Source organism: Nonomuraea mangrovi (assembly GCF_042681425.1).
Classification (GTDB): domain Bacteria; phylum Actinomycetota; class Actinomycetes; order Streptosporangiales; family Streptosporangiaceae; genus Nonomuraea; species Nonomuraea mangrovi.
Map to the genome: position 1 here is coordinate 157706 of NZ_JBHUFV010000051.1, position 26471 is coordinate 184176.

23 protein-coding genes are annotated in these 26471 nt (G+C 69.1%); 12 read left to right on the top strand and 11 right to left on the bottom strand.

Annotated features, from left to right (window positions below; all coding sequences use genetic code 11):
• Positions 1–17: 17 nt before the first annotated feature.
• Positions 18–1865: a hypothetical protein gene (locus ACFSKW_RS34975; protein ID WP_379577196.1), complete on the bottom strand. Its 1848-nt coding sequence runs from the start codon at positions 1863–1865 to the stop codon at positions 18–20.
• A gap of 111 nt (positions 1866–1976) precedes the next feature.
• On the opposite strand from ACFSKW_RS34975, the gene ACFSKW_RS34980 reads away from it, so the two are divergent.
• The 5 genes from ACFSKW_RS34980 (at position 1977) to ACFSKW_RS35000 (ending at position 9767) form a co-directional block, all read left to right on the top strand.
• Entirely contained in the window at positions 1977–3515 is a 1539-nt protein-coding gene (locus tag ACFSKW_RS34980) for an MmpA family trehalose lipid delivery protein (RefSeq protein ID WP_379577198.1), read from the top strand.
• 111 nt (positions 3516–3626) lie between these two features.
• Positions 3627–3761, top strand: a complete 135-nt coding sequence (locus ACFSKW_RS34985) for a hypothetical protein (RefSeq protein WP_350803378.1) — start codon at positions 3627–3629, stop codon at positions 3759–3761.
• Positions 3762–3770: 9 nt separating this feature from the next.
• Positions 3771–4574, top strand: a complete 804-nt coding sequence (locus ACFSKW_RS34990) for a glycosyltransferase (RefSeq protein ID WP_379577200.1) — start codon at positions 3771–3773, stop codon at positions 4572–4574.
• Complete coding sequence (locus ACFSKW_RS34995) at positions 4571–5692, top strand: glycosyltransferase family 4 protein (RefSeq protein WP_379577202.1); 1122 nt, start codon at positions 4571–4573, stop codon at positions 5690–5692. Before ACFSKW_RS34990 ends, ACFSKW_RS34995 begins: the two co-directional genes overlap by 4 nt.
• Before the next feature lie 19 nt (positions 5693–5711).
• Positions 5712–9767, top strand: coding sequence for an alpha-(1->3)-arabinofuranosyltransferase domain-containing protein (locus tag ACFSKW_RS35000; protein WP_379577204.1), 4056 nt, complete (start codon positions 5712–5714; stop codon positions 9765–9767).
• On the opposite strand, the gene ACFSKW_RS35005 is transcribed toward ACFSKW_RS35000, so the two are convergent.
• The gene (locus tag ACFSKW_RS35005; protein ID WP_379577206.1) at positions 9691–10839 is read right to left on the bottom strand and encodes an acyltransferase family protein; all 1149 of its coding nucleotides are present in this window, start codon (positions 10837–10839) and stop codon (positions 9691–9693) included. The genes ACFSKW_RS35000 and ACFSKW_RS35005 overlap by 77 nt on opposite strands.
• Positions 10836–11546, bottom strand: coding sequence for a class I SAM-dependent methyltransferase (locus ACFSKW_RS35010; protein ID WP_379577208.1), 711 nt, complete (start codon positions 11544–11546; stop codon positions 10836–10838). The genes ACFSKW_RS35005 and ACFSKW_RS35010 overlap by 4 nt, the downstream gene beginning before the upstream one ends.
• 155 nt (positions 11547–11701) lie before the next feature.
• Here ACFSKW_RS35010 and pgfA point away from each other — a divergent pair, with 155 nt between their 5' ends.
• Positions 11702–12613, top strand: coding sequence for a cell envelope lipid trafficking protein PgfA (gene pgfA, locus ACFSKW_RS35015; RefSeq protein WP_379577210.1), 912 nt, complete (start codon positions 11702–11704; stop codon positions 12611–12613).
• 687 nt (positions 12614–13300) lie between these two features.
• Here pgfA and ACFSKW_RS35020 read toward each other — a convergent pair.
• Both ACFSKW_RS35020 and ACFSKW_RS35025 read right to left on the bottom strand, forming a co-directional pair.
• Positions 13301–14557, bottom strand: a complete 1257-nt coding sequence (locus tag ACFSKW_RS35020) for an ArgE/DapE family deacylase (RefSeq protein WP_379577212.1) — start codon at positions 14555–14557, stop codon at positions 13301–13303.
• A 39-nt stretch (positions 14558–14596) separates the two neighbouring features.
• On the bottom strand, positions 14597–15430 hold the full coding sequence (locus ACFSKW_RS35025; protein WP_379577214.1) for an MBL fold metallo-hydrolase: 834 nt from the start codon (positions 15428–15430) through the stop codon (positions 14597–14599).
• Positions 15431–15624: 194 nt separating this feature from the next.
• Here ACFSKW_RS35025 and ACFSKW_RS35030 point away from each other — a divergent pair, with 194 nt between their 5' ends.
• Positions 15625–16518 carry a LysR family transcriptional regulator gene (locus ACFSKW_RS35030; RefSeq protein ID WP_379577216.1) on the top strand — a complete coding sequence of 298 codons (894 nt, stop codon included), beginning with the start codon at positions 15625–15627 and terminating at the stop codon, positions 16516–16518.
• Positions 16519–16598: 80 nt separating this feature from the next.
• Here the strand turns inward: ACFSKW_RS35030 and ACFSKW_RS35035 are convergent, their stop codons facing one another.
• The 4 genes from ACFSKW_RS35035 to ACFSKW_RS35050 all read right to left on the bottom strand — a co-directional run bounded on the left by ACFSKW_RS35035 (position 16599) and on the right by ACFSKW_RS35050 (position 20036).
• Positions 16599–17444 carry an alpha/beta hydrolase gene (locus tag ACFSKW_RS35035; protein WP_379577218.1) on the bottom strand — a complete coding sequence of 282 codons (846 nt, stop codon included), beginning with the start codon at positions 17442–17444 and terminating at the stop codon, positions 16599–16601.
• Between the two features lie 281 nt (positions 17445–17725).
• A complete protein-coding gene (locus ACFSKW_RS35040) occupies positions 17726–18730 on the bottom strand; it encodes a bile acid:sodium symporter family protein (protein ID WP_379577220.1) in 1005 nt (334 codons plus the stop codon).
• Positions 18727–19299 carry an HD domain-containing protein gene (locus ACFSKW_RS35045; protein WP_379577222.1) on the bottom strand — a complete coding sequence of 191 codons (573 nt, stop codon included), beginning with the start codon at positions 19297–19299 and terminating at the stop codon, positions 18727–18729. Before ACFSKW_RS35045 ends, ACFSKW_RS35040 begins: the two co-directional genes overlap by 4 nt.
• A gap of 14 nt (positions 19300–19313) precedes the next feature.
• Complete coding sequence (locus ACFSKW_RS35050; RefSeq protein ID WP_379577224.1) at positions 19314–20036, bottom strand: class II aldolase/adducin family protein; 723 nt, start codon at positions 20034–20036, stop codon at positions 19314–19316.
• Between the two features lie 97 nt (positions 20037–20133).
• On the opposite strand from ACFSKW_RS35050, the gene ACFSKW_RS35055 reads away from it, so the two are divergent.
• Both ACFSKW_RS35055 and ACFSKW_RS35060 read left to right on the top strand, forming a co-directional pair.
• The gene (locus ACFSKW_RS35055; protein WP_379577225.1) at positions 20134–20739 is read left to right on the top strand and encodes a TetR/AcrR family transcriptional regulator; all 606 of its coding nucleotides are present in this window, start codon (positions 20134–20136) and stop codon (positions 20737–20739) included.
• Between the two features lie 877 nt (positions 20740–21616).
• Complete coding sequence (locus ACFSKW_RS35060) at positions 21617–22582, top strand: LuxR C-terminal-related transcriptional regulator (protein WP_379577227.1); 966 nt, start codon at positions 21617–21619, stop codon at positions 22580–22582.
• Positions 22583–22589: 7 nt separating this feature from the next.
• Here the strand turns inward: ACFSKW_RS35060 and ACFSKW_RS35065 are convergent, their stop codons facing one another.
• Positions 22590–23120 carry a flavin reductase family protein gene (locus ACFSKW_RS35065; protein ID WP_379577229.1) on the bottom strand — a complete coding sequence of 177 codons (531 nt, stop codon included), beginning with the start codon at positions 23118–23120 and terminating at the stop codon, positions 22590–22592.
• Between the two features lie 10 nt (positions 23121–23130).
• Positions 23131–23328, bottom strand: a complete 198-nt coding sequence (locus tag ACFSKW_RS35070) for a hypothetical protein (protein WP_379577230.1) — start codon at positions 23326–23328, stop codon at positions 23131–23133.
• A gap of 585 nt (positions 23329–23913) precedes the next feature.
• On the opposite strand from ACFSKW_RS35070, the gene ACFSKW_RS35075 reads away from it, so the two are divergent.
• From ACFSKW_RS35075 to ACFSKW_RS35085, 3 genes are read left to right on the top strand one after another with little or no spacing between them, the layout of a single operon-like run.
• Positions 23914–25155, top strand: a complete 1242-nt coding sequence (locus tag ACFSKW_RS35075; protein WP_379577232.1) for an MFS transporter — start codon at positions 23914–23916, stop codon at positions 25153–25155.
• The gene (locus tag ACFSKW_RS35080; protein WP_379577234.1) at positions 25152–25943 is read left to right on the top strand and encodes a multinuclear nonheme iron-dependent oxidase; all 792 of its coding nucleotides are present in this window, start codon (positions 25152–25154) and stop codon (positions 25941–25943) included. The genes ACFSKW_RS35075 and ACFSKW_RS35080 overlap by 4 nt, the downstream gene beginning before the upstream one ends.
• Positions 25940–26470: a hypothetical protein gene (locus tag ACFSKW_RS35085; protein WP_379577236.1), complete on the top strand. Its 531-nt coding sequence runs from the start codon at positions 25940–25942 to the stop codon at positions 26468–26470. Before ACFSKW_RS35080 ends, ACFSKW_RS35085 begins: the two co-directional genes overlap by 4 nt.
• Position 26471: the final 1 nt, after the last annotated feature.

Sequence of the window (26471 nt, forward strand, 5' to 3'; positions counted from 1 at the left end):
TCTCGCCCGCGCAGCCGTCAGGGCTCGACCGGCTGGAGCGGAACGGGCGTGCCGTTCTTCGCGGGCGTCGGCACGCCCACCTTGATCTCGCCCACGCACGCACTGCTCCCGCCGAGCGCGCGGATGCCGACCTCAGTGGCCTCGCCGATGATGGTGGCGAACGTCCAGCCGAAGTCCTTGCCCGCCTCGACGTTGGCCTCGGCGCTCCCAAGTCGTATGGCAAGGCGCGCAGGGGCAGGGTTCAGGTATGCCGCCTGCACGGTCCACTCGCCCTTCGGCAGCGACAGCGGAAGGCGGAAGCGCACTTCCCTGGCTCCGACCTCCTGGCACGCGGTGGGCCGCGGGATCGTCAGGCCCTCGATGTTCACCGGGCGTAACCGGCCCGCGTCGTCGAAGGCCAGCACGTTCCGCATCGGCCCGTTCAGCCGTCTCGCCCAGGCCGTTCCCTGCGGCGCGATCGGGCCGAGCACGCGCGAGGCGAGCGCGTAGTCATAGAAGAAGATCGGATAGACCACCTTGCCGGGCACATACCGGTCGAGGATGACCGCGTCGCCCGGCGCCCGCTTCAGCGCCAGCCTGGCGGTTTCGATGTAGCTCTCCACGGGCTCGCCAAGTGGCCTTCGCGCGTAGGCGGCGACCGACCAGACGGAGCCGGCCACGAACGCGCACGCCAGCGCCGCGGCGGCGACCTTGGCGAGCGTCGGCGGGCGCCGCCGCCAAGGCCGCTCCTCACCGGCCAGGGGGACGAACGCCAGCCCGATGACGATGGCGAGCACGCACGCGCTGGAGGCGACGTAGCGCAACTCGAAGCCGCCGAGGTCGGGTCCCATCTGCTGGATCCGGCCGATCATCACGGGCACGACGTCGGCCAGCGCGACGTAGGCCAGCAGGGTCAGCCATGCCAGCCAGGCTCGCCGCCGGTAGAACGCGGAGAAGAGCACCACCACGGCCGCCACTGCCACGCAGACCCAGGCCAGCGCCCCGAGCGGAGCGGCGATCGCGTAGTCGTCGCCGATGGGGAGCCATCGCCACGGGCCGCCGAGTGAGGTCGGCACCAGCGAGCCGGACAGCAGGTTCCAGGCGAAGCGCGCCGCCAGCGCGGCGTCGGGCAGCGTCGGCCGCACAGTGTCGTTGGTCAGCTGCACGGAGGTGAACAGCTGACGGAAGAAGATCGCCGAGTAGGCGGCGAGGACGCCCGCGTAGAGGAGCCAAGCCCGCCACTGCCGTCTGTTGAACCCCAGCCACGCGGTGAGCACGAACGCCAGCACCAGGATGAACGGCGCCTTCACGTAGAAGGTCATCGCGAACACCGCCCAGGCCGCGGCGGCCACGGCGTGCCGGTAGCGGCCGGTCCTGACGAACAGGACGTGCGAACTCAACGCCATCGGCAGCGCTATCTGGAACGGCAGCATCTCGATGGCCACCGCCCACCACGACAACGCCGAGATCGTCATCGGCGTGATCAGGTAGAACCCGAGCGGCACCAGGATCGCGGGCCGCGAGCCGAACAGCAGTCGGAGGAACCGCAGCAGAGCCAGGCCCGCCGCGCCCTGGAGCCCGATGACGATCACATGGGCCAGCACGTCGTTGTAGACGCCCAGCCGTCCCATCGCCCACTGGATCGCGAACGGGCCCGGCATCAGGTGGCCGTAGTCGACCCGCATCAGGTAGTCCCAGGTCAGGTCGTTGTCCAGGCCCCTGGCGATGAACGTGAAGTCGTCCTGCCTGAAGTATGTCCGCCGGACCAGATCGTACTTCCAGACGAGCTGGGCGGCGATCATCGCCAGCGCGGCACCCACCACGACGTCGCCGCGGAGCCAGTGTCTCCACTCGGCCACCACGCTCTTCTCGGTCACCGCCGCCACTGCGCGCCCCCTTGATTCAAGCGAACATTAGCCACACGCCGTGCGGCGGCCAACCCTGCACCGCGAAGTGCCCGGTCGGGACCGGTGGTCTGGTTGTGGTGTCATATCGGGATGCACCGGTCGCTGCTCCCCGCCCTGCTCGGGCTCGCGCTCGGTGCGCTCGCGCTCGGGCCAGCCCTGGGCTGGGGTTTCGTGCTGGTGCAGGACATGGTGTTCGTGCCGGACCCAGTGTTCTCCACGTTCACGTTCGGGCTGTCGGGCGGGGCACCGCGGGTGGTGCCGAGCGACGCGGTCGTCACCGCGCTGGCGCAGGTGCTTCCCGCCGAGCTGGTGCAGAAGGCGATCCTGTTGGGGATCTTCGTGCTGGGCTGCTCCGGCGCGGCCCGCCTCGTGCCGTCGGAGTCGGTGGTGCCGCGTCTGGTGGCGGGCGCCTGCTACGCCTGGAACCCGTACGTCGCCGAGCGCCTGCTGATGGGACAGTGGGCGCTGCTGCTCGGATACGCGGGCCTGCCGTGGGTGGTGCGTGCCGCCTGCGGCCGGCGCCTCGCGCTCGCTCTGGTGCCCGCCGCCGTGGGGGGCTTCGCCGCGATGTCGATCTCCGCGCTGACGGTCCTGCCCGTCGCCGCGCAGTGCCGCCGGTGGGTGCGCGTGGGGGCGCTTGTCCTGCTGTTCAGCCTGCCGTGGCTGATGCTCGCGGTGGTGCGGCCGAGGGTGCTCGCCGGTGATCCGGTGGGAGTGGACGCGTTCGCCGCCAGGGCGGACGGGCCGTTCGGGGCCGTAGGGAGCCTGCTGTCTCTTGGCGGGGTATGGAACGCCAACGCGGTCCCGGCGGGCTACGACACCTGGCTGGGCGCGGTGGCCAGGCTGTCGCTGGCCTTGGCGGGTATCGCCGGATTCTGTCTCGCCACGCCCCCCTCCGGCGCGGCGAGAGAGGGGGTGGCCTTGAGGAGGGGGCTGGGGGTCGCGGCCGTCGCCGGGTTCGTGATCGCCTGCCTCGGGGTGTTCCAGCCGGGGCGCGACCTGCTCAGGTGGTTGGTCGGGGTCTGGGGCGGGTTCGCCGTCCTGCGTGACGCGCAGCAGTTCGTCGCGCCGCTCGCGCTGCTCGTCGCCATCGGCCTCGGTCAGCTGACCGCCAGGGTCACAGCGAGATGGGCGGCACTCATGGTGGTGGCGCCGCTGGCCGCGCTGCCGACGCTGACGTGGGGCGCGCTGGACGCCGTGCCGTACCCGAGGGCCTGGATGGAGGCGCGGGCGATCATCCAGCAGGACCGGGAGCCGGGGGACGTGCTGGTGCTGCCGTTCGAGTCGTATCGCAGGTTCTCCTGGAACGGGGGGCGCGCGGTGCTCGATCCCGCGCAGCGGTTCTTCGCCGCGCCGGGCCGGGAGGTGGTCGCCGACGACTCCGTGCGGGTCGGCTCGATGGTGGTCGCCGCGGAAGATCCCCGTGCGGAACAAGTAGAACGCGTACTAAAAAGGCCGTCGGAAAGCCTTGCTACAGCAGGGTTTCGGTACGTCGTCGTCGATGCCGGAACCCCGGAGGAGTGGGCGGGCTTCGCGGCCCGACTGGGCGCTGCCAGCCTCCTGCTTGACCGTCGCGAGCTGCGACTGTATCGATTCGAGGGTCCAGTAGCGCCGGTTGCGTCACACTAAGTCACCCGATCGGTGGATTTATAAAATTTCATGTAGCTACTTCCGAGTAGCAAGAATTGGTTCTAACTTTGTGACGGCCACCACATCTGTCCGTCCGAGGAGGAGCCCCCCGTGATCAAGATCCTCTTGGCCGCGATCATCGGCATCGCCGTGGCCGCACTGGTTGCGACGGTCACCACCGTCTCCCTCACCGGCGCCACTGCCACGCCGGTCAACAAGCCGCTCTACAACTACGGCGACCGGTAACCGGCTGCCATGCCGCCCTCCCCCCAAGGGGACGAGAGGACGAGCCGAACACCACTGCTTGAGATCGTCATTCCTGCGTTCAACGAGGAAGAGCGACTCCCCGGGGGCCTCCTGCAGCTGTGCGCGAAGCTTGCCCGCATGCCGTTCCCGACCGCCGTCATCGTCGTCGACAACAACAGCACGGACTTCACCGCCGAAATTGTCAGTGCCTGGCCGCAGGGCGCGGTCCCGGTCCGGCTCATCCACTGCGCCACCCCAGGCAAGGGGGCCGCGGTGCGAGCGGGATTGCTCGCGACCAAGGCGTCGCTGGTCGGGTTCTGCGACGCGGACATGGCGACCGGCCTCGACGCCCTGGACGCGGCCGTCGGCTTGCTGATCGCCGGTGAGCAGGTGGTCATCGGCTCACGTGCGCACGCCTGCTCCGACGTGGAGAACAGGCACAGCACCGCGCGCGAGCTGGGCGCCGTCGGGTTCCGCGCGCTGGCCAGGATGATCGTGCGCGGGGTGAGCGACACGCAGTGCGGCTTCAAGTTCTTCGACGGCGCGCTCGTCAGGCAGGCCGTAGCCGGGCTGCGCACGCCGGGGTTCGCCTTCGACGTCGAGCTGCTCGCCCGCTGCGTGGGGCTGGGCGCGGCGGTGCTGGAGATCCCCGTCCAGTGGCGGGACGTGCCCGGCTCCCGCTTCTCGCTTGCCAGGCACGGCGTCGGCATCCTGCTGGAGCTCGGCAGCATCTGGATACGGCTGCGGGCGGAGTCACGCGCGGGCGCGGAGCCAGCCTGGGACCCGCTGCTCAACCCCATCGGATACCCGTGATCCCTGCGGAACTGTCCGGTCGGCGTATCGCCGTCGTCAACTGGCGTGATCCATGGCATCCCGCCGCCGGCGGCGCGGAGACATACGCCTGGGAAATGGCCACCAGGTTCGCCTCCGCCGGCGCCCGTGTGCACTTCGTCACCGCACGGGCGCCGGGGCAGAAACGGGCGGAGACCATCGACGCGGTACGGCTCGCGCGCATGGGCGGGACGTTCTCCGTCTACATCCTGGTGCTGTGGTGGCTGCTGCGCAGGCGTGGCCGCTTCGACGCGGTGCTGGACTGCCAGAACGGCATCCCGTTCTTCACGCCGTGGGTGCTGCCCCGCCGTACCGAGGTCTTCTGTGTCGTGCACCATGTCCACGACCGGCAGTTCGCCGTGCACCTGCCGCACTGGCTGGCCGTGCTCGGGTGCTTCCTCGAAGGGCCGGTCTCCCGGTGGACCTACCGCCGGTGCGCCAGCGTGGCCGTCTCGCCGTCGACCGTGCTGGCGATGCGGGAGCGTCTCGGCTGGACCGGTGCGATCCACATCGTGCCCAACGGCGTCTCGCTCGCCACGCGGCCACGGGAGCCGCGCAGCCCGTCGCCGCGGCTGGTCTGCGTGGGCAGGCTGGTCGCGCACAAGCGGGTCGACCTGCTGCTCGACGCGGTCGGCAACCTGCGCGAGCGGTGGCCCGACCTGACCGTGGACATCATCGGCAGGGGACCGGAGGAGGAGCGGCTGCGGGCCAGGCTGCCCGAAGGCGTCACCTTCCACGGCTACCTGCAGGTGGGGGACAAGGAGCGGCTGATCGCCGCCGCCTGGCTCCAGGTGAACGCCTCGCAAGGGGAGGGCTGGGGGCTGTGCGTGCTCGAGGCCGCCGCGCTGGGCGTGCCGACGGTGGCCTTCGACGTGGACGGGCTGCGCGACGCGGTACGGCACGGCGAGACGGGCTGGCTGTTGCCCGAGGGCACGGAGCTGGCCAAGGGCATCGCCACCGCGCTGGACGAGCTGACCGAAACCTGTAGCGACAGATGCCGGGAATGGGCTGCTGGGTTCGACTGGGACCACAGCGCCGAGCGGCTTGCCCGCCTGCTGCTCGGCCTGCCCGTGAGCTCCGGTTGGGAGGACGGCCCGTGAGCTCTGGTCGGGAGGAAAGGTGAGCGAGCGGGCACGGCACCGGCTGTGGCTGGTGATCTGCTTGCTCGGCTTCGCCGTGATGTCGTTCACGACCAGGCCGGGCAGCATCATCTCGGACACCAAGATCGACCTCGCGCTGAACCCGATCGGCTTCCTTGAGCGCGCCGCCTTTCTGTGGGACCTGCAGCACTTCGGCCAGCTGCAGAACCAGGTGGCCGGCTACCTCTTCCCGATGGGGCCGTTCTTCGCGCTCGGCGACCTGGTGGGCATGGCGCCCTGGGTGACCCAGCGGCTCTGGCTCACGCTGCTCCTCTGCGTGGCGTTCCTTGGTGTGGAACGGCTGGCCAGGCAGCTCGGCATCGGCGCGCCGGCCACCAGGATCGTCGGCGCACTGGCCTACGCCCTCGCGCCGCGGACGCTGTCGATCATAGGTGAGACCTCCGCCGAGTGGCTGCCCGCGGCGATGCTGCCGTGGATCCTCATCCCGCTGCTGACCGCGTCGGAGACCGGCCAGCGGGCCAGGGCCGCCGTCAGGTCCGGGCTGGCCGTGGCGCTGTGCGGCGGGGTGAACGCGGTCGCCGTGCTCGCCGTCCTGGTCGCCCCGGTGATCTACATCCTCAGCCGGCCCCGGCCGGTGCCCCGCTGGCGGATGCTCGGCTGGTGGGCGGCCGCGGTCTCGCTGGCCACCCTGTTCTGGTGGCTGCCGCTGCTGCTGGTCGGCCGCTACGCGTTCTCGTTCCTGCCGTACACCGAGACCTCCTCGGTCACCACGCAGGTCACCTCGCTGACGAACGTGCTGCGCGGCGCGGCCGACTGGGTGCGCTACCTGACGGTGAACGGCGTGACCACCCAGCCGGTCGGCCATACGATCGCCACCTCCACCGCGATGATCGTGGTCACCGGCGTGCTCGCCGCGCTCTGCCTGGCCGGGCTGGCCCGCCATGACCTGCCCGCGAAGGGCTTCCTGATCGTACTGTTCCTGGTGGGCACGGCCGCGATGGCAGCCGGGCACGTGAGCGCCCTTGAGCCCGTCGTGGCCGAGCCCGTGCGATGGCTGCTCGACGGCCCGCTCGCGCCGCTGCGCAACCTGCGCAAGTTCGACCCCCTGGTACGACTGCCGCTCGTGCTCGGACTGGCCCACCTGCTGACCATGGTGCGCCTGCCCCGGCCGAGGCCGGCGCTGCGCTCGGTGACCCTGGTGGCGTTCGCCGCGCTCGTGCTGCCGGCCTTCAACCAGGGGCTGGCCGCGCCCGGCGAGTTCAAGGACGTGCCGACCTACTGGCGCGAGGCGGCCGCCTGGCTGAACAAGAACGCCGGCGACGACGGCGTGCTGGTCGTGCCGGGCGCCAAGTTCGGCGAGTACCTCTGGGGCAGGCCGATGGACGACCCCATGCAGCCGATGTTCACCGCGCGCTGGACCACCCGGCAGGTGACCGCAGCGGGCTCGGTCGGCCTGAGCCGGCTGCTCGACGCGATCGACCAGCGGCTCGCCGCGGGACACGGCTCGCAGGGGCTGACCGAGGTGCTGCGCAGGATGGGCGTGCGCTACCTGGTCGTCCGCAACGACCTCATCCGGGCGAACCTGGAGGGCGCCTGGCCGGCCCGGATCCACGAGGCGCTGCTCGAGTCGCCGGGCATCACCAAGCTGCGGTCGTTCGGCGGCGAGGTGGGCGACGGCTTCACCGACGACGTGATCGACTCGGTGGACTGGCCCTTCCCCGCCCTCGAGCTCTACGAGGTGACGGGCAACGCGCCGATGGTCGGCGTGCAGTCGGCGGGCGACGCGCTGCGGGTCACCGGCGGCCCCGACTCCCTGCTCACCATGGGCGATCTCGGCCTGCTCGGCGAGGGGCCGGTGCTGGTGAACGGTGACGCCGGCCGCCGCGAGGCCCCGACCGTGGTGACCGACGCGCTCCGGCTGCGCGAGAGGAACTTCGGCGAGCTCAGATCCAACTGGACGCAGACCCTCACCGCGGACAGGCGCGAGGACTTCACCGGGGTCAGAGCCCTGGACCTGCTCGAGGACGGCTGGCTGGAGAACACCGCCACCGCCGAGTTCGACGGCGTCTCCGCGGTCACCGCCTCCTCCTCCGTCGCGGACGCCGACGCCGTGCCCGGCCTCAGCACCACCGGCCGCAGCCCATGGGCGGCCATCGACGGCGACTACGAGACGAACTGGGAGAGCGGCGGTTGGACCAGCCCGGTGGGTGAGTGGCTCCGCGTCGACCTGCCCAGCCAGCGCGAGATCCCCGGCCTCAAGGTGACGTTCACCGACAACGTGCTGCTCGGCCAGTCGCCCCGGCGGGTGGCCGTGGAGACCGAGGCTGGGCGGCTGGTGCAGGACGTGCGGCGGACGGACGAGCCGCAGCCGCTGCGCGTGCCCGCCGGGGCCACCAGCTGGGTGCGCATCAAGATCGTGGCCACCGTGAGCCCTACCTGGAGCTTCGTCCAGCGGGTCGGCATCACCGAGATCACCATCCCTGGGGTGCTGCCCGGTCGTACGATCAAGCTCCCCGGCGAGCGCGGCGACGCGTACGTGATGGACCGCGGCCTGGATGAGCGCCCGTGGTGCATGCGCAACCAGGCGCGCTGGATCTGCAACCCGCTGCTGGCCAGGCCGGGTGAGGAGGGCGCGAGCTTCGACCGCACCTTCACCGCCGGGGCGGCGATGAAGGCGGAGGTGCGCGGATCGGCCGTGCTGCGCGACTCCACGCTCGTCGACCGCTACACGCGGCTCACCGGCGACCTGCCCGCCGTCACCGGATCCTCCCAGGTGGCGAAGGACCCGGTAGCCGCGCCCAGGTCGGCCTTCGACGCCGACGCCTCCACCACCTGGATCGCCTCCCCGAGCGACCCCGAGCCCACTCTCACGATTGACTGGAAGCGTCCGCACCGCGTGTCCCAGATCCAGATCGCCCGGCCGGGCGGCGACAAGCAGCCGCTCGACGTGATCGTGACCGGCGACAAGGGAGTGGCCCGAGGCAGCAGGGTCGAGGCGGGCGGCCACTTCAGGTTCGCGCCGATGACCACGCGCAAGCTCAAGATCCGCTTCTTTCCCGCGTCGCGGCGGCTGCAGGTCACCGAGCTGCTCATTCCCGGTATCGCCCCCGCGAGCCGGCCGGAGGGCATCCCGTTCGGGCTGCCCTGCGGGCAGGGGCCGCGGTTGCACGTGAACGGCACCACCATCGAGTCCCGTGTCACCGGCACCTACGCCGACCTGCTCGAGCAGCGGCCCGTGCGGTTCACCGGCTGCGCCAAGGCGCCCCTCGCCGCGGGGGACAACCGGGTCAGGGCCGCAGGCTGGGAGCCGTTCGCGGTCTCGAACCTCGTGGTCGGCGCGCTCGCGCCCGCACCCCCGCGGGAAGCGGGCTCGGCCGTGATGGGCGCCTGGACGGGGTCCACGCGCGAGGTGCGGGTGAGCGCGCCTCAGGACTCCTTCCTCGTCGTCAACGAGAACTTCAACGAGGGCTGGCGGGCCACCGTGAACGGGCGGACGCTGACCCCGGTCCGCCTCGACGGCTGGAAGCAGGCCTGGGACCTGCCCGCGGGCACGGATGGCATCGTGCGTCTGGAGTACGCGCCCGACCGGCCCTACTGGCTGGCGCTCGCCCTCGGGCTGGCCTGCATCGGCCTGCTCGGGCTGCTCGGTCTGCTGCTGCGCGGCCCGCTCCCCGAGGACGTTCGACAGAGCGCACCGGCCGGCGGCGCACGCCTGTCCCGGTGGCGCGTGCCGTACGTGATCGTGCTCGGGTTCGGCTTCGGCGGCTGGACCGCGGGTTGGCCGGGCATGCTCGTGATGCTCGCCGCCACCGTGATCGTGCTCTGGGCACGCGTACGGCGGGCGCGGGCGCTTGCCTCGCCGTGGACAGCCGCCTGGCTGTTCGGCGCCTCGGCGGTGTCGATGGCCGTGGGGCAGGCGCTCGATGCCGGGTGGCTGACCGATCAGGTGCCGCAGCTGGTCTCGTGCGCGGCCATGGGCGCGCTGTTCGGGCAGCTGGTCACGGACCCGGAGGGGCCGGCTGCGGCACCGGAGCCTCAGGGAGCTGACCGGCAGGTGCTGACCGGCGCCCGCTGAGCCGCTGCGCGCTCTCCTCGACGAGGTGGTGGCTGGCGATGCTCACCAGGATCGTGCCGACGAATGTGAAGACGGCGACCTGCACGAAGTTGCCCGCGAACGGGGCACTGCCGGTGACCTTGTAGAAGAGCGTGATCACCGCGGCGTGCCAGAGGAACACGCTGTAGGAGATGCGGCCGAGATAGGCGGAGACCGGGTTGCCGAGCACCCGGTACCTGAGCGTGCCGTGCCTGGGCGCGAGCGCGAACGGCGCGACGACCAGCACGGCCACCGTCGCCTCCAGCACCATCCGCCACAGCGACTGGGACATGGTCGGCAGCGTCAGCGTGCGCGGCCCGGCCAGCTCGGTGCTCAGCACCGCATAGAGCAGCACCGCCAGGACCAGCAACTGGGAGGCCAGCGCATCCACCACCTCCGACTGCCTGATCCAGACGGACAGCACCGCCATCGCCATGCCGGCGGCGAAGAAGATCAGATGGTACGGCAGCCACAGGGCCAGTTGCGGCTGGTCGTGGACGTGGCTCAGCACGACCGTGGCGATCGAGACCACCGGCAGCACGGCGATGCCCGCCAGCAGCCTGACCGGCCGGTTGCCGCCGCGCGCACAGCGGCCGAGCAGCCAGGCGAGCACGGGCAGCGCCACGTAGAACGCCATCTCGATGGGCATCGTCCACATCTGGTACAGGCCGTCGGGGGCGCGGGTCTGCTCGGTGTAGTTCTGGAGCAGCAGCAGCCATTTCGCCCAGCCGTAGACGTCGAGCGAGCTCCACGCCCACAGCGCGACCGCCGTGACCACCCAGTAGGCGGGCATGACCCGCAGCACGCGCCGCCACAGATACCTCCCGGCCTTCGGCGGGTCGGTGTCCTCGATGACCGCCTCGGCCCACGGCCGGTAGAGCAGCAGCCCGGACAGCAGAAAGAAGATCGGTACGGCGATGCCCAGCCGGGCCGCCATCCAGGCGAACATACCGTCGCCGTAGATCACGCCGGTGTTGCCGCCCACATGCAGCAGCCACACGCCGAGCGCGGCCAGCCCGCGGATGCCGTCGAGGGCGGCATCCCTGTTCTTCACTTGCGTTTCCTGAGCACCAGCACCAGGTTCCACGTGGCGAACTCCCTGACGATCGGGATCTTCAGCATCGGGCGGTACCACCACGGCAGGTAACGCGGCAGCGCGTCGACCAGCTCGACCTCGGGGGTGGTCCGCGCCCAGCGCAGGCCCGCGGCGACGGAGACCGGATAGAGGCTCGCGCCGTAGCGGTTCTTGGGCGGCTTGCCATGCTTGTCGTGATATTTCCGGGCAGCTCGTTCGCCGCCCAGGTAATGCCAGGGCGAGGTCTCGTGCCCGCCCCAGGGCGACAGCCAGTTGGTGTAGGCCAGGAAGATCAGGCCGCCGGGCTTGGTCACCCTGACCATCTCGGAGGCCATCCGCCACGGCTCAGGAACGTGCTCGAGCACGTTGGAGGAGAAGCACACGTCCACGCCGTCGTCCAGGAACGGCAACTCGAGCGCGCTGCCCAGCAGCCCGCCGCCCGCCAGTTCACCCGCGTTGACATCGACGCAGACGCACCGCGCGCCGTGACGGCGGAACTCTGTGGCGAAGTAGCCTGGGCCGCCGCCCACGTCGAGCACGACCTTGCCGTCGAGGTCGACGTGCTCCATGAGCTGCGCGGCCGTGTCGGTGGCCAGTGTCGTGTAGTAGGCCCGCTGGTCGGCCTGCTCCGACCGGAACGCGCGGAACAACCTGATCGACCGCGCCAGGTCCGCACGCATAGGCATTTTCTCCGCTTCCATAGGCGAACCCACGATAGAACCTGTTTCTATCGATTTGATTGCGGCTCCATACCGGCCAGTGACGCATGTCACTCATTGTCATACTTTGTTGCCGGATGCTCGGACATTACATAACAGGTTCTAGATCGCGGAGGCCTTGGATGGGTCGCATCTCCACGCTCGTTCTCATCGGGGTCGGCGCGTTCTGTATCGCGCTCGCGCCGCTGCTCAAATTCTGGGCGGCAGAAAAGATCATCGCCGCGCCGGCGGACCAGTACGGCATCTCGCGACTGCACGCCGCGGGTGCGCAGTACTTCTCGACGCAGGACCTGAAGGTGCTCACGGCCGACCTCGACATCATCGTCACCACCCAAGGTGACGTGAAGGAGGCCACCGAGAACCGGGTCGTGTGGAACGAGGGCACGGTGGTCAACGACATCACCAATAGGCGGCCGCAGATCGACATGTCCGAGCGGCGCAGCGCCTTCGACAAGTACACCGGGGTCGGCGTGAACTGCTGCGGCGTCAACATCCAGAAGACTCCGGTGCAGCTCGAGGGGCAGATCTACAAGTTCCCGTTCGACGTGGAGCGGAAGACCTACAAGGTGTTCAACTCCAGTGCCCGGAAGGCCTTCGACGCCCGGTTCGTCCGCGAGGAGAAGGTGAACGGGCTGCCCGTCTACGTCTTCGAGCAGGACGTGCCGCCGACGAAGGTCTCGACGCGGAGCGTGCCCGCCGCCGTGCTGGGCATGACGCAGACCGGCGAGGTCCAGGTGGACCGGTGGTACGACGGGAAGACGACGTACTGGATCGAGCCGGTAAGCGGGGCGCCGGTCCGCCAGGAGCAGCAGCGGCACGAGGTGCTCAAGACTCAGGACGGGGTGGAGCGCTCGGTCGCCTTCGTCGCCACCGCCAAGATGACGGACCAGACGGTCAAGGACCTGGTCTCCACTGCGGAGAAGAGCAAGAGCCAGATCAACCTGCTGCGCAACATCATCCCGCTGGTGCTGCTCATCGTCGGGGTGGCCCTCGTCCTGGCCGGCGTTTTGGTGGCCCGCCGCCGGGCCGCCTGAGCATTCCTCCTGGAAGGGGCCCGCGCCTTAGCGGGCCCCTTCTTTCACGCCCACCGGCAGTCGTCGCCGTGCCTAATGAGAACGAGTTCTAGAAATTTGTTACCCGCCAGTACAAGTGTAGGTTCCAGAGTAGAACGCATTACAGTTTTGTGGGCGCGGGTCGCCCTGTACGGACCCGCGCCACGGACCTGTTCGGAATCGAGCCCGCGACCTTCGCCGTCAGCCGAGCTGGAGTCATGGGCGTCCTCCGCGCCCTCTTCTTACCGAAGTGCTGGAGCTGGACCTCGAACGGATCGACGACCACGTGGGCGGCGACCGCGGTTCGGGTGGCGGTCCTGTGGACGTCGCACGCAAGGGCGTCCGCGGTCCAGGCGTCGACCAGCTTCACGTCCGCGCGATGGAAGGCCAGGACGGGGCTCGTCCGGATGGCCGTGCAGGTTGGAGACGGCCGCATGCCGTACCAGGAGCTGATTGAGACCTTCGATCACGGAGACGGCGCGTTCCCCCGGTCGACGGCCGGCTCGTTCACCAGAAGGACGGCGCGCTGCACGTGCCGCTCGACATAACTGTGGCGGCGTGCCGCTGGAGCGGATGGTCACAGTTGCCCCGGCAGGGCAGGTGACCGGGATGGGCGTCCAGGTCGATGGTGGCGCGCCGCCGCGGTCGGCGGTCTCGCGTCCCGACCGTTCAGCGCTCCCCACAGCGTCGCACGGCGAGCACCGCGAGAGCGCGGGTGGTCTCCCTCAACTCCCGCAGGTCGACCTGCTCCCTGGGCGCGTGCGCGAACCGCACGTCGCCTGGTCCATAGTGCAACGACGGAATCCCTCCCGCCGTGTACAGCCGCAGGTCGCTTCCGTACGGCGCGGCCCCCGCCGCGGGCGTGCCCCCGGTGGTGTCGACCACCGCCCTGGTGATCTCGTCGAGCAGCGGATGATCCGCCGCCAGGCTTCCGCTCGCGAACTGGCCGCCTGGCCAAGAGACGGCGGGCGGGTTCGCCCGGAGCCATGGATGGTCGATTGTCTGGACCGCCTCCTCGAACGCGGCGCGGGCGTCGGCGGGGTCCTCATCCAACTGCACTCCGATCCGGCCCTCGGCCACCAGCAGATCCGGCACGCTACTGGGCCAATCTCCGGCGCGTACGGTGCCGATCTCGATCGGATAGGGCAGGGCGTTGCGGTCGAAGACGGCAGGCGGCCTGATGTTCCGCCTGGCTTCCAGCTTCCTGATCGCTTCGAAGACGGGCCAGAACATCTCGACGGCGCTGACGCCTTCCTGCCGGGTGGCACCATGCGCTGCCCGGCCGGCGATCTCGACGCGGAAGGTCAACGCCCCCGCGTTGGCGATGATCACCTTGCCGCTGGTGGGCTCGGTGATGACCGCGGCCTCGCCGGTGTGGCCCCTGGCCAGGGTGGCGAACGCACCGAGGCCCCCGTCCTCCTCGCCCACCACGCAGTGCACGGCCATGGGGCGGGCCAGCCGTACCCCCGATCTTTTCAACGCACGGACCACGGCAAGGTTCGCGATCAGGCCTGCCTTCATGTCACACGTGCCCCGGCCGTGGAGCGTGTCTCCGGTGAACCTCGGCGTGAAGGGGGCGCCCCCTTCCCACTGGGCCAGATCGCCTGTGGGGACCACGTCGACGTGTCCCTGCAGGATGAGGGCGGGCCGTCCCTCTCCCTCGGTGACGCCGACCACGCCGTACCCTTCGACGCGTGGCGCCTCGGTTCCGGGGAAACCGTCCATGCTCTTCAGCGCGGCGAGGTCGAGTTTCCAGAGGTCGACGTCGAGGCCGGCCTCGGTGAGCAGGCGGGCGCACCAGTGCTGGAGCTCGGACTCGGCGGCGGTCCCCGTGATGCTCGGGATCCGCACGGCCTCGGCCAACAGGTTCACAACCTCGGCGTCGTCAATGGCATCCAGGACGCGCGCTTCAGACGTGCTCACCATCTCATCTCCTTCCTGCTGATCTTTGCTCATGTACGAGAATCACACCCGGACGAACGGATCCGTCAGATGCGAGGTGGCGAGCCATGCGCCACGCAAGCGCGCCTGCTCGAGAAGGGCGAGGCGGGCGGCGCGGGCGGCCTCAGGGGCGTCATCGAAGAGGTAGGCCACTCGCGGTGCGACCAATTGCAGTGCGTTCAGTACGGCATCGCCCGAGAACAGGACCGCGTCGTTGCCCGATTGCAGGAGGGCCGAGGTGTGGCCGGGCGTATGACCGGGCGTTGGCACGGTGGTGACTCCGGGGCCGAGCCGTACGCTCTCCTCGACCAGATCGAGCTGCCCCGTTGCGGCCAATGGCGTCAGGATCGCCTCACGTACGCGCTGGTTGAGTTTTTCCACAGCGTCATGGTCGGCCTTGGGAACCACGTAACGGGCGTTGGGGAAATAGGGCCGGCCTTCGACCACCGACCAACCAACATGGTCGGAATGCAGGTGTGTGAGCAGCACCACGTCCACGTCGTCGGGGGCCACTCCCCATGACGTCAGGTTCTCGGGCATCCGCCCAGGTGTCGGCGCCCAGGCCGCCGCGGGCGCGTTCGCAGGACCGATCCCGGCGTCGATGAGGATGGCGCCGCCCTCACGGGGACGTATCAGGAACGCGTGAAAGTGCAATCGCCAGCGATCGTCAGGGAGAAACGCATCCGGATCGAGCGCTGCGGCCGAGGCCAGGTCGGTGGCGCCGGCGTCAGGGAAAGCCGACGAGAGCGGCTCGAAGAATGTGCCGGCTCCGTCACAGAGAGCATGGACAACGCACGTGCCGATTCTCCGGGTCCGTCGCCTTTGCGTGTCGAAGGCTTCTGATGCTGGGTGGTGCACGATGACATTCCTTCCTTAGCGGCCGACGTGGCGCGCCTGGTCTCCTGCGCCAGAGACCCGTGTCCGGCACTGCCAGGCCCAACCGGGCGGTGGCGTACCCGAGACCCGACCGCCAGGCCAACTATGACCGGCCTGTCTTTGCCAAGTCCAGCTACCTATATTTTCAATGCTTTTAAGATGTACTTATGCTTGATGTGAACCGGCTGGTGCTGCTGCGGGATCTGGCCGAATACGGCACCGTCACCGCCGTGGCCGGCATCCACAGGGTCACGCCGTCGGCGGTATCCCAGCAGCTGCGGGCGCTGGAAGCCGAAGCGGGAGCTGAGCTGCTGATCAGGGAAGGCCGCACGGTCAGGCTCACCGCTGCCGGCGTCGCTCTGGCCGCCGAGTGCGAGCATGTGCTGGCCGCGCTGGAACGCGCCCACAGCACCGTCCGGGCGCTGGATGATCAGATCAGCGGCGACTTCGTCATCGGCTGTTTCCCGAGCGCGCTGAATCACATCGCGATCCCACTCGCCGCCGCACTGCACGAGCGATACCCGCGGCTACGTCCCCGCATCATCGAAGCCGAACCCGAGGAAAGCCTTCCCCTCCTCAAACGACGTGACCTCGACCTGGCGGTGATCTACCGATACAACCAGTTGGGCATCCCCCTGCCCGCTGGCGTGACGATCCGCCACCTGTTCGACGATCCCCTGGTGCTGGCCGTACCCGAACGACTGCGCTCAGCGGTCGAACAGCAGGGACCCGCCGGTGTTCGGGAATTTGCCTGGATCGCCAGCCCGGAGCCGAGCCGGTGTCGCCAGGTCTTGCTGCACACCTGCCGCAGCGCCGGGTTCACCCCCGTGATCGAGCACAGCTTTCGCGACCTTCGCGCGGCGTTGTCCCTGGTCTCGACCGGGCTCGGGGTGATGATCCTGCCAAGGATGCTCTGCGGGGACCGGCCCGCGGGAACGGCGATACTGCCCCTGCCAGGGGCGGGACGTGTCATCGAAGCAGCCATCCGCTCGGGCACCGATGCACGCCCTAGTGTGACCGCGGCCTTGGCCACGCTCGACACTCTCTCCGCGGTCAGGGGCCTCGACTAGCTTCGGGCACGTCACCCGGGCGACGGCCAAGACCGACCTGTCCCAGGCGTCCTTGGCATCTCGGCCCAGCACATTCTGAATCAGGCGAGACCGGCGAGGATCTTCGCGACCTCGGCCGATCTAAGGACGAACCCGGCATGGCTCGACTCGACGCTGTGCACGTCGAACGGATTGTCCGGAGTCAGGGCGTCGGCTTCGGCGATCATCCGGTCCTGGAAGACCACCGGGGTCGTGCGGTCCTTGGTCAGCCGGATGTAGCTGCGCGGGATCGTGCCCCAGGTCGCCGCGTCCACCCGTGCGTCGGCGGTGAGCACCGCCATCGACGAGTCGGGCTGCAGGGTGTTGAGAAAGACGCGAAACTCATCGTCCGTGGCGTCGGCCATGAACAGGTGCTTGGCGTCGGCGAGGAAGCCGGCGTCCGCCGTACGCCAGTTGACGCGGACCGCGCCGAGCGCGACCGGGTCACCGACTGGCGGCACGGCCACGGTCATCTGCTCGCTGAACTCCGGCGTCTGCACGTAGGCCGCCAGGCTCGGGAGCTCCACGCAGCACCAAGCCGAGATGTAGACGATCCGGCCGATCAGCTCGGGCACCATGTTGCCGACGCCGCTGATCGTGAGGCCGCCGAGGCTGGCACCCACCAGGATTACCGGACCGTGCTCAGCCACCCGCCGTACGATGTCGACGACGTGGTTCACGTTGTCGGCGAGCGTGACCGACGCGAGCGTGGAGGGCTCGGTAGCCAGCGCGTTCAGGTCCTGGGGCGCCTGGTAGGAGGCGGGGTACTGGGCGCCGAAACCGTGGCCGGGCAGGTCCACGGCGAGCGTGCGGTGCCCGAGCAGCGCGAGCTCGCGCATCAGCGGCGTCCACAGGAAAGAGTTGCTTCCCGAGCCATGGACGAAGACGAAGGTCGAGTGTTCGGACATGCTGATCTTCCCTCTGAAAGGTCATGCTGGGAAAGGAACGGCGACACGGCCGCGAAGCGCGTCGCGGAGCCGTGTCAGAGATAGATCACGAAGAATATACGGCCACCCTGTCCGCGGGGCGTGGGTCGTGTGCGGGGCAGACTTGAGCAAGCAGGGACGACGCCCGGGTGAACACCGGGCAGGGGAGTCGAGTATCGACGAGGTGGAGGTCGGGCGCAGGGGCGCCGGCCGCATCCGGGTGGCCTTCGAGGTGGACGACTCGGCCGCCGTCACAGGTGAGCTCACCGGCGCGGGCGCCACGCTGATCGCCGAGCCGACGCGCACGCCGGGGAACTCGCTGAGCTCCCACCTGGAGGGTCCCGTCGGACTTCGACTGACGCTCTTCGAAGAGCTCTCCTAGCGTTTACGGCAAGCGGCCCGGCCCGCCGTCCGCCGGACCCGCCGCCACGGCGTGCGAGCAATCGGTAGCAGACCAGCGCAGGCACGTACATCACCACCCCGTAGATCGCGGCCGGGATCACGATGTCCGGATCGGGCAGCAGGGTGACCGCGACGGCGAGGGCGATCGTGACGTTGTGCAGCCCGATCTCGAACGCCGATGCGACGGCCTCGGCGTGACCGATCCGCGCCAGCCGCGGCGCCCAGTAGCCGAGGGCCAGGCCGGCCACGCTGAGCAGGAGCGCCACCGGGCCGACCGTGACGAAGTGGCCGAGCAGCATCCGGTGGTTGGCCGCCAGCGCGACCACGACGAACACCACCAGGAGGACGGCCGAGGCCACCTTCACCGGCCGCTTCATGAGCTCGGCGAAGCCGGGAGCGCGACGCCGTAGCGCCATCCCGATCGCCACAGGCACCAGCACGAACGCGAAGACCTGCAGCGTCTCACCCGGCTGGAGGCCCAGGCTCGGATGTCCGCCCAGGAAGTGGCCGACGGCGAGGTTGACGACGAGCGGCATGGTGACGACGGCCAGGACCGAGTTGATCGCGGTCAGGGTGACGTTCAGCGCGACGTTCCCGCTGGCCAGATGGCTGAACAGGTTGGCGACCGTACCGCCCGGCGAGGCGGCCAGCAGCATCATGCCGACCGCCAGTGCCGGGGCCAGGTCGAAGGCGACGACAAGGGCGAAGCAGAGCGCCGGAAGGACCAGCACCTGGACGGCGAGTGCGACGGCCACCGCCCTCGGCGCCTCGACCACCCTCAGGAAGTCCCGCGGCGTGAGCGTCAGGCCGAGCCCGAACATCACCACCGCGATCGGCAGCAGCGTGGTCAGGACCTGCGCGCTCATCCCGACCCCAGATAGAGGCTGCGTCTGGGCTGATTCATCAGCTCGCGCACGAGCGGGGCGAAGTGCTCGAGAGGCAGCGTGTCGTAGCCGGGGTCGAAGGAGGTCTGGTCGAACTCATGGCAGAACTCCACGGTGTGCTCGAAGTGCTCGTGCCCTCTGAACCTCTCCCGCAACTCGGGGTCGAGGCCGAGGTGGTGGAAGAAGTAGCGGCCCTGGAAGACGTCGTGGTTGGCGACCATCCAGTGGTTGCGCTCGCTGACGAACGGCTTGAGCACGGCCGCGGCGACGTCGGCGTGGTTGAACGAGCCGAGCGTGTCGCCGATGTCATGGATCAGCGCGCAGAGCACGTATTCGTCGTCCTTGCCGGCGCGCTGGGCGCGGGTGGCGGCCTGGAGGCAGTGGGTCAGCCGGTCTACGGCGAAGCCGCCGTGGTCGCCGGAGAGCAAGCGCAGGTGGGCCAGGATCCGCTCGGGCAGGCCCGCCATGTGCTCGATCGTCTCGCTCACGATGATCTCGTAGTCAGCGGCGGTCGAGTCGGTCATCGCGTGGAAGCTCGCTCGCGCGTTCATTCCTGGGTCCTCCATCAGTCGAAGAGGTCTGGGTCGGTGGCCTGGACCTGGTCCCACAGCGGCTGGAACTGGAACCACCCGGCCATCGGGGTGCCGAGTTGCTCGCGCACGTCCAGTGCTGTCGCCCTGTCGATGTGCTTCGGCGTCCCGGCCGCCATCGCCAGCAGTTGCGCCTGACAGGAACGTTCCAAGGTGACGAACCACCAGGCGGCCTCGGCCACCGACCGCCCGACGGTGAGCAGGCCGTGGTTCTGCAGGATGGCCGCCTTGGCCGCGCCCAGGGCCACCGCGATGCGCTTGCCCTCTTCGAGGTCGTGGGCCACCCCGCCGTACTCGGCGTAGAGGTGGTGGTCCTCGAAGAACGCGCAGGCGTCCTGGGTGATCGGATCGAGCTGTACGCCGAGGCCGGCGAAGGCCTTGCCGTACAGGGAGTGCGCGTGGGCGGCCGCCATGACGTCGGGGCGTGCGGCGTGCACCTGGGAGTGGATGGCGAAGGCGGCCCTGTTCACCGGGCCGTCGCCGGCCAGCACGGTGCCCTCGTGGTTCACCAGGATCAGGTCGGAGACCTTGATCCTCGAGAAGCTCATCCCGAACGGGTTGACCCAGAAGGTCGACGGGTTCTCGGGGTCGCGGGCGGTGATGTGGCCCGCGACTCCTTCGGAGAAGCCGAAACTGCCGAAGATCCGGAAGGCGGCGGCGAGCTCGCGCTTGCGCTGAAGTCTTTCGTCGTTGCTCATACGTTCCCCTTCAAACGGATACATCCGTGTATCGGATACGTTCCTGTATCATTTACGCAGAGGCGCGAGCCTGTCAACAGCGAAGAGGGAGTGACGAGTGCCGCGAGGACCGACAAAACGCCGCCCGCAGACCAGGGCCAGGCTGCTCGAAGCGGCTTTCACCGTGTTCGCTGAGCGTGGGTTCCAGAGCACCTCGATCGAGGACATCTGCACCCAGGCGGGCTTCACCCGAGGGGCCTTCTACTCGAACTTCGCGAGTAAGGACGAGCTCTTCCTCGCCCTGTTCGACCTGCAGGGGCAGCGCGTGCTCGACCGGTTGCGCCGGATCGATCCGCCGAGCGGCGACGACGCCTTCACCCGCGTGGTCGAGGCCGCCGTGGAGACCTCAGAGGACGAGCGGCGCTGGCACCTGGTGTCGGCGGAGTTCAACCTGTACGCCATCCGCCACTCCGACGCCGCCCGAGCGCTGGCCGCGCACGAGGCGCGGGTGCGCGAGGCGCTGGCGGGCCTGCTGGGCGAACTGTTCGCCGCCGTCGGCGTCACGGCGACGGTGCCGCTCGACGAGCTCGCCCGCCTGGTCATCGCGGTGATCGACGGGGCCAGGGCGCAGAGTTACGTCGAGCCCGACGTGTTGCCTGCGGGGCGGCTCGAGCGGCTGTTCCTCCCGCTGATCATGAACGCGGTCACCGTGCCCACACGCTGAGAACGTGGCGGGGCCGGCCTCGCGCCAGCCCTGTCTTCCGCACGTGAGTGATCGTCCGCGGAGGTCTCGAGGATCGATATCGAGGAGAGTCAGGAGACGGAGTTGGAGGTCGGTCCCATCGCCGCAGGTCGTCGCGAGCGCGGTCGAGTTGCTTGGCCCGGGTGGTGGCTGCGGCCTGGGCCCGGGCCGAGGAGTGCACGGATGCGCGCCGCAGCCGCACGATGGGGTCCTTCTAGCGGGGACCGGCCAGCGTCATGTCGTCCTCGATCACTTGGTCGGCGGATTTGTCCGCATCCTGCTGGGCGACATAGTCGACTGCGGTGGCGGTGCCGACCGGTAGGGAGCGCAACGTCCGGCGGTCATGGTGCTCCCCCTTCCGTCCTCGGGCCCTCACCTATGCAGACCACCGCCTCGCCGGAAAGGAATCGCTCGCGCGAAATAGGCGACATCTCCCGGCAGCACGACTCTTCAGCCACGCCCCGATCGGCACCGTCAAGGGTGCCGACGGTTCGCTTGGGTCGGTCCGGAGCGATGACGCCGCGCGTGACCGGGCGGCGAACGAGAAGTGAGCGCCGTGCCGCACCGTATCGGGGTGACGGCGGACGCCGCTGCGGTCCGAGTGATCGTCCGCCGCCATGTGAACCCGACACGGGCAAAGGAGATCCGTATGAACGCACGCCTGAGAGTCACTGGCGTCTCGGCGGCTGGAGCGGCGCCGCTGAGCGGGCTGCCGGCGCACGCCGATCCCGACTGGCTCTTCCCCATGACTGCGAGAAGAAGAACCACAGCAAGTACCTGAGCCAGGGCTGGCAACAGGTTGCGACTTTCGGATGAGGGCGCGGCGACGTCGCCCGACATGAGCGGAGGTTAGGCCGTATTGTTTGAAGTCATCGGGCTCAACGCCACCAGCGAAGTGATCTACCGGACGATTTGTGAGCGTCCGGCCTGGGGAGTGGCCCAGTTGGCCAACCATCTCGGCCTGCCCGAGGCTCGGGTAAGGGCCGACCTCGATCACTTGGCGGAGCTGCATCTGGTCACATGCAAGTCGGAGGCTGGGCCGATCAAGGTCGTCGACCCCGGCATAGCGCTGCGCTCGCTCCTTCTTCAACGCGAGACGGATCTGATCAACCGGCAGCGTGAGCTCGACGCCGCCAGGGCGGCGATCAACACCTTGGCCAGCGAGCTGTCCCACAAGGAGGCCGGCGAGTCCGAGCGTCTCGACAGTCTTGTGGCGGTCAGGGCCCGGCTGCGGGAGCTCGCAGCGTCCGTGCGCGAGAGTTGCTGGTCCCTGCTTCCCGGCGGGCCGCAGAGCTCGGACGCGCTGGAGTCCAGCCGCCCGCTCGACAAGGGCGCCCTCGATCGAGGGATAAGCCTGCGGACCATTTACCAGAGCAGCTGCCGCAACGACACTGCCACGCGCGCCTACGTGGAGTGGCTGGCCTCGCGCGGTGGCGAGAACAGGACGTTGCCGACGTTGCCCCTGCCGCTCGTCATCGTCGATGAGAAGGTGGCCCTCGTGCCGATCGACGTCAAGGAGAGCCGGCGCGGCGCTATGTCGCTGAGCAGCCCTGGCGCGGTCGCGGTGGCTCGGGTGCTGTTCGAGCTGCTGTGGGACACGGCCACGCCGTGGGGCGAGCACAGGCTCGACGCCGATGGGCTGACGACGCAGGAGCGCGAGCTGTTACGGCTGCTGTCCAACGGGATGACGGACGAGGCGGCGGGGCGGGCACTGGGCATCTCGCTGCGCTCGGTGCGCCGGCTTGCCGCCGCCCTTATGGTCAAGCTGAACGCCCGCAGCCGCTTTGAGGCCGGGGTTCGCGCGACCCAGAACAAGTGGCTGTGACGGTGGCTCACCCCGCCGGTCCCGGATCGAGAGGTGCCATCGTCTGATACCGGCGGCCGCCGTAGAGCAGAGGCCGCAGGTCGTTCTGCTCGCCGTCCAGGGTGACGCCGATGACGAGCAAGTGATCCCCCACGGCGATCCTGTCGTGCGTCGCGCACGACAGCCATCCGCGAGTGCCGAGGATGACCGGATCGCCGTTGGCCAGGCGCCGGGCGAGCGTGGGCGGGGAGAACCGGTCGGTGACGGACGACGCGAAGGTCCGCGCCAGCCGCTCCTGCCCTGCGGCCAGGAAGTTGACGGCGAAGCTCGGGGCCGCGGCAAGCGCCTTGCTCGACGCGCTGCCCTCCCGTACGGCGACTGCCGCGAGGGGCGGGTCGAGGGAGAGGGAGGTGAACGACGTCGCGGTGAATCCGTGCGGCCGCCCGCCGTGCTGGAAGCTCACGATCACCACGCCGGCCGGATGATCCCGCAGCAAGCGACGGTAGCGCTCGCCGTCCATCCACACCACCCCGGGCCGGACGGAGTACGCATGGGTCATGAGGGCTCCTTCAGTCGAGGGTCCACGGTGACAGCATCGGGCAGTGCTCGAATACCCGGTTGCATACGGTGACGGCAGCCGTACGTGCCCCTCGCCAATCCGGATGGGACAGGTACATCGCGATGCCGAGCACGCTGCCGCCGGCATTGACGGAGACGTGCCCGAGGAGGTCGTCGGCGCGGGAGTGCGCCCAGAACGCGTCCGTCATCTGCTGAATCGGAGGCGTCATGGGATACACGCCCTCAGATGTCAGATTGATCAGCACTAAATGCACGCCGGCACCATCCCCAGGAAAACCCGTCGGTGAACCGCGAGCAGGGCGCGATGAGTTCGTGCGCGTAGTGGAAGGGCATTTCCTTCACCTCGTGATGGTTGTCGCGGATCTTTCGCGTGAACACTACACGTTGTGTCGAGTGAATCGCCGCACCGGTAGTGGCAGGAATGGTCCTGGCAGCTCAGTGCCGTGTTCCTGGCAGCATGTTGCCCGCAGGTTGATGCCAGTCGAAAGATGGTGACTCGGCGCAACGTCCATGGCAATGTCTTCCCTGTCGGAAGTCGGGTCCGCCGGAACGCAAGAGCACGTGCCGGGCGCCCGGCGACAACCAATGGAGGTAATCGCCATGGACGCCGTCATCATCACCGAGGAAGTCGTCGAGGACGAGTTCAACGTCGTCATCTGCATGAGGCACTACTGAATCGGTAAAGGCTCGCCGTACCGGTTGAGGTGATGCCCGGGCCGCACCGCGGCCCGGGCTTTCCTTTCCCCTTATCTTGCGCACCCGGAGGAAAATCGATGCTGCGTGCCTTTCCGCCGTACATCGCTTTCGGCTCGGCGGCGCTGACGATTTCGGTGGTTGGCGACGAGCTGCTGCACTACGTCTTTCTCGTGCAAGCCGTAAATGGAGATCATCCGCTTTCCATCGGGTTGCTCGGCTTTCTCATCGCCCTGCCGCCATCGTTCGGGGGCCTCGTCGGCGGCTGGCTGGACCGCCACCGCGCGCGTAACCACCACGTCCTGCTCGGCTCCTTCGCCGGCTCCGCCGCCTGCTGCTTTGCCCTGTGGGCGTCATGGACGTCGGAGTACGCGGCGATCGCAGCCTATGTCGCCGCATTCGCTCTGGGTGTGCTGGGCCTGGCGATCGCCGTCATCTGGCAGGCACGCGTGTCCCAACTCGTGCCGCCGGGCAGACCAGCGCTCGTCGCCCGGGTATTGAGCTGGACGAGCACGCTGATGAGCGCCGGCCTCGCGGTCGGACCCGTCCTGGCGAGCATCCTCGTCGGGGCATGGGGTCACCGTACTCTGATCCTCTTCGATGCCCTCAGCTTCGGTGCAGGGCTCGCCCTCATGATCCCGATCGCCTGGCGGCTGAAGGCGACCGCAGGAGAGGGCCCGAGCCAGAGGCCCGCGCGCCTATCGCGGTCCATGGGGCTGGGCATGGTGCTTCGCGCGCCCTTGATCCGATCACCGGCGCTGGCCCTGGCGATCATGAACTTTCTCGCTGTCGCTGTCCTCTTCGCCATCCCGCTCCTGGTGGTCGAACGCGGCCTGCCGCTCGACCGCATCGCCTGGGCCGGTTCGGCAGGCATCGCCGCCACACTCGTGGGCTCGATCCTGGGGACGTACGCCCGCCATGGGCGCCGGCTCCTGGTTTCCGTCGTCCTGGAGCCGGCCCTGCGATCCGTCGGTTTGGTGATCTTGGCGCTGTCCCAGACGACGTCCGGCCTTCTGGCGGGGATCGTGCTCTTCTACCTCCCCCAGGGGATGGCCCGAATTGCGCGCATGTCCTACCTGGAGGCCAGTTTCGAGCCGGAGGCCAAGGCCACAGCTGTCGGCGCGTACCGCATGCTCATCCGCGGCCTGATGCCGGTCGGCCCGCTGATCATGGCGCCCGTCGTTGCCGTGGCGGGGGCCAGGCCCTTCCTGCTGGCCGGCGTGCTGCTGTTGGTGACGCTGAGCCTCTGGCTGCTGAGTGACGGCGCGTTGCGTCGGACCGCGCGCAGATACGTCCTGTCGATGTCCAAGGAGCAGAAGTGATCATCGGTGTCAACGTCACCTCGCCACGAGGATTCGACCACGCGGAGGCCTACTGGGCCGAGGGATTGGTCGACTACTTCGAGCTGATGCTCGACAACTTCCTGAGAGTGGATCCCGATCTGCTCGCGCGCAAGATGGACGGTCGGCCCACGGGGATCCACATCATGTCGTCACGGTTCCTGCACCGCACCCAGGACGAACTATCCGAGCTGGCCGGCAGGATGCGCCGCGTTCTCGCGGCCATCCAACCCGTCTACGTATCCGACCACCTCGGCTTGCACATGGTCGACAGCCAGTTCTTGCCCGACATGGTGGAGGTTGACTACGACCGGCCCCGGCCGCTCATCACCGCGATCGAGCAGTGGCGCGACCTCATCGGGTACGACCTCCTGCTGGAGAACTTCCCGTCATGCTCCTCGTCGGGCAAGGGGCAAGCCGCCTTCTTCGCTGAAATGGCGCGCGCCATCGAAGTCCGGCCCCTCCTCGACCTGTCGAACGCGATCGTCGCCGAGCGCAACGGCGGTGACGCCGCTGCGGAATGGCTGACCGCCGGCATGGAGATCGCCCACTGCCACATCAGCGGATACCGCCCGTCCGACCTGGATCCCTCATTCATCATCGACTCCCACGACCAGCCCGTCTCCGTGGAGTCGTGGCTGCTGCTGGAGCGGGCGTGGACCGAGGGCGGGCGCATCGCGACGCTGACCGTGGAGCGAGACCGCGTGGAGGACCTGGACGAGTGGCGCTCGGACCTGCGACGGGCGCGCGGCGTGGCGGCCACGGCATGAGCGCGCAGGCCACATTCCCCACCCCCGGCCGGATCACGGCGTTGCAGGACTCGCGAGAGCGTGTCCTGGCGCTCTCAGCCCTGCGCATACTCCGGCACGAGCTGTACGGCGCATGCCCCAACATCAGGGCCGCGCTAGCCGACCAGTTGGAGCCTTCGACGGACGCCTTCATCGATGACGCGGTCGCGGGCGGGCACCCCATGGACTGGACCCTTCACCTGGAGTACGGCCTGCGCCTCGACCTGCCGGCCCGCGCCTGCCGGACGGAGATATGCGTCGCGGCCGCCCGGCGCTGGGTCCGTCTCGATGACTCCGACGCCGACTGGATCGCGGTCGCCGAAGGCGACGTGGTGGCCCTCGGCGTCCGGACGCAGTCACCCATCACTGGCCCCAGGATCATCCGAGGCCGGTTGCCCGGTGGCGGCACGACGGGATTCCGCCATCAGACCGGTACCGGCCCGCCGGCCATCCGGCCGGAAGGCTGGCACGCCTACCAGACGACCACCTGCCGAACAAAACAACCCTGAG

Excerpts from the sequence above, each read along its gene's own strand:
- ACFSKW_RS34980 (WP_379577198.1), top strand. The coding sequence starts at position 1,977 with ATGCACCGGTCGCTGCTCCCCGCCCTGCTCGGGCTCGCGCTCGGTGCG.
- ACFSKW_RS34990 (WP_379577200.1), top strand. The coding sequence starts at position 3,771 with ATGCCGCCCTCCCCCCAAGGGGACGAGAGGACGAGCCGAACACCACTG.
- ACFSKW_RS35010 (WP_379577208.1), bottom strand. The coding sequence starts at position 11,546 with ATGCCTATGCGTGCGGACCTGGCGCGGTCGATCAGGTTGTTCCGCGCG.
- pgfA (WP_379577210.1), top strand. The coding sequence starts at position 11,702 with ATGGGTCGCATCTCCACGCTCGTTCTCATCGGGGTCGGCGCGTTCTGT.
- ACFSKW_RS35020 (WP_379577212.1), bottom strand. The coding sequence starts at position 14,557 with ATGGTGAGCACGTCTGAAGCGCGCGTCCTGGATGCCATTGACGACGCC.
- ACFSKW_RS35035 (WP_379577218.1), bottom strand. The coding sequence starts at position 17,444 with ATGTCCGAACACTCGACCTTCGTCTTCGTCCATGGCTCGGGAAGCAAC.
- ACFSKW_RS35040 (WP_379577220.1), bottom strand. The coding sequence starts at position 18,730 with ATGAGCGCGCAGGTCCTGACCACGCTGCTGCCGATCGCGGTGGTGATG.
- ACFSKW_RS35045 (WP_379577222.1), bottom strand. The coding sequence starts at position 19,299 with ATGAACGCGCGAGCGAGCTTCCACGCGATGACCGACTCGACCGCCGCT.
- ACFSKW_RS35050 (WP_379577224.1), bottom strand. The coding sequence starts at position 20,036 with ATGAGCAACGACGAAAGACTTCAGCGCAAGCGCGAGCTCGCCGCCGCC.
- ACFSKW_RS35065 (WP_379577229.1), bottom strand. The coding sequence starts at position 23,120 with ATGACCCATGCGTACTCCGTCCGGCCCGGGGTGGTGTGGATGGACGGC.
- ACFSKW_RS35070 (WP_379577230.1), bottom strand. The coding sequence starts at position 23,328 with ATGACGGACGCGTTCTGGGCGCACTCCCGCGCCGACGACCTCCTCGGG.
- ACFSKW_RS35075 (WP_379577232.1), top strand. The coding sequence starts at position 23,914 with ATGCTGCGTGCCTTTCCGCCGTACATCGCTTTCGGCTCGGCGGCGCTG.
- ACFSKW_RS35085 (WP_379577236.1), top strand. The coding sequence starts at position 25,940 with ATGAGCGCGCAGGCCACATTCCCCACCCCCGGCCGGATCACGGCGTTG.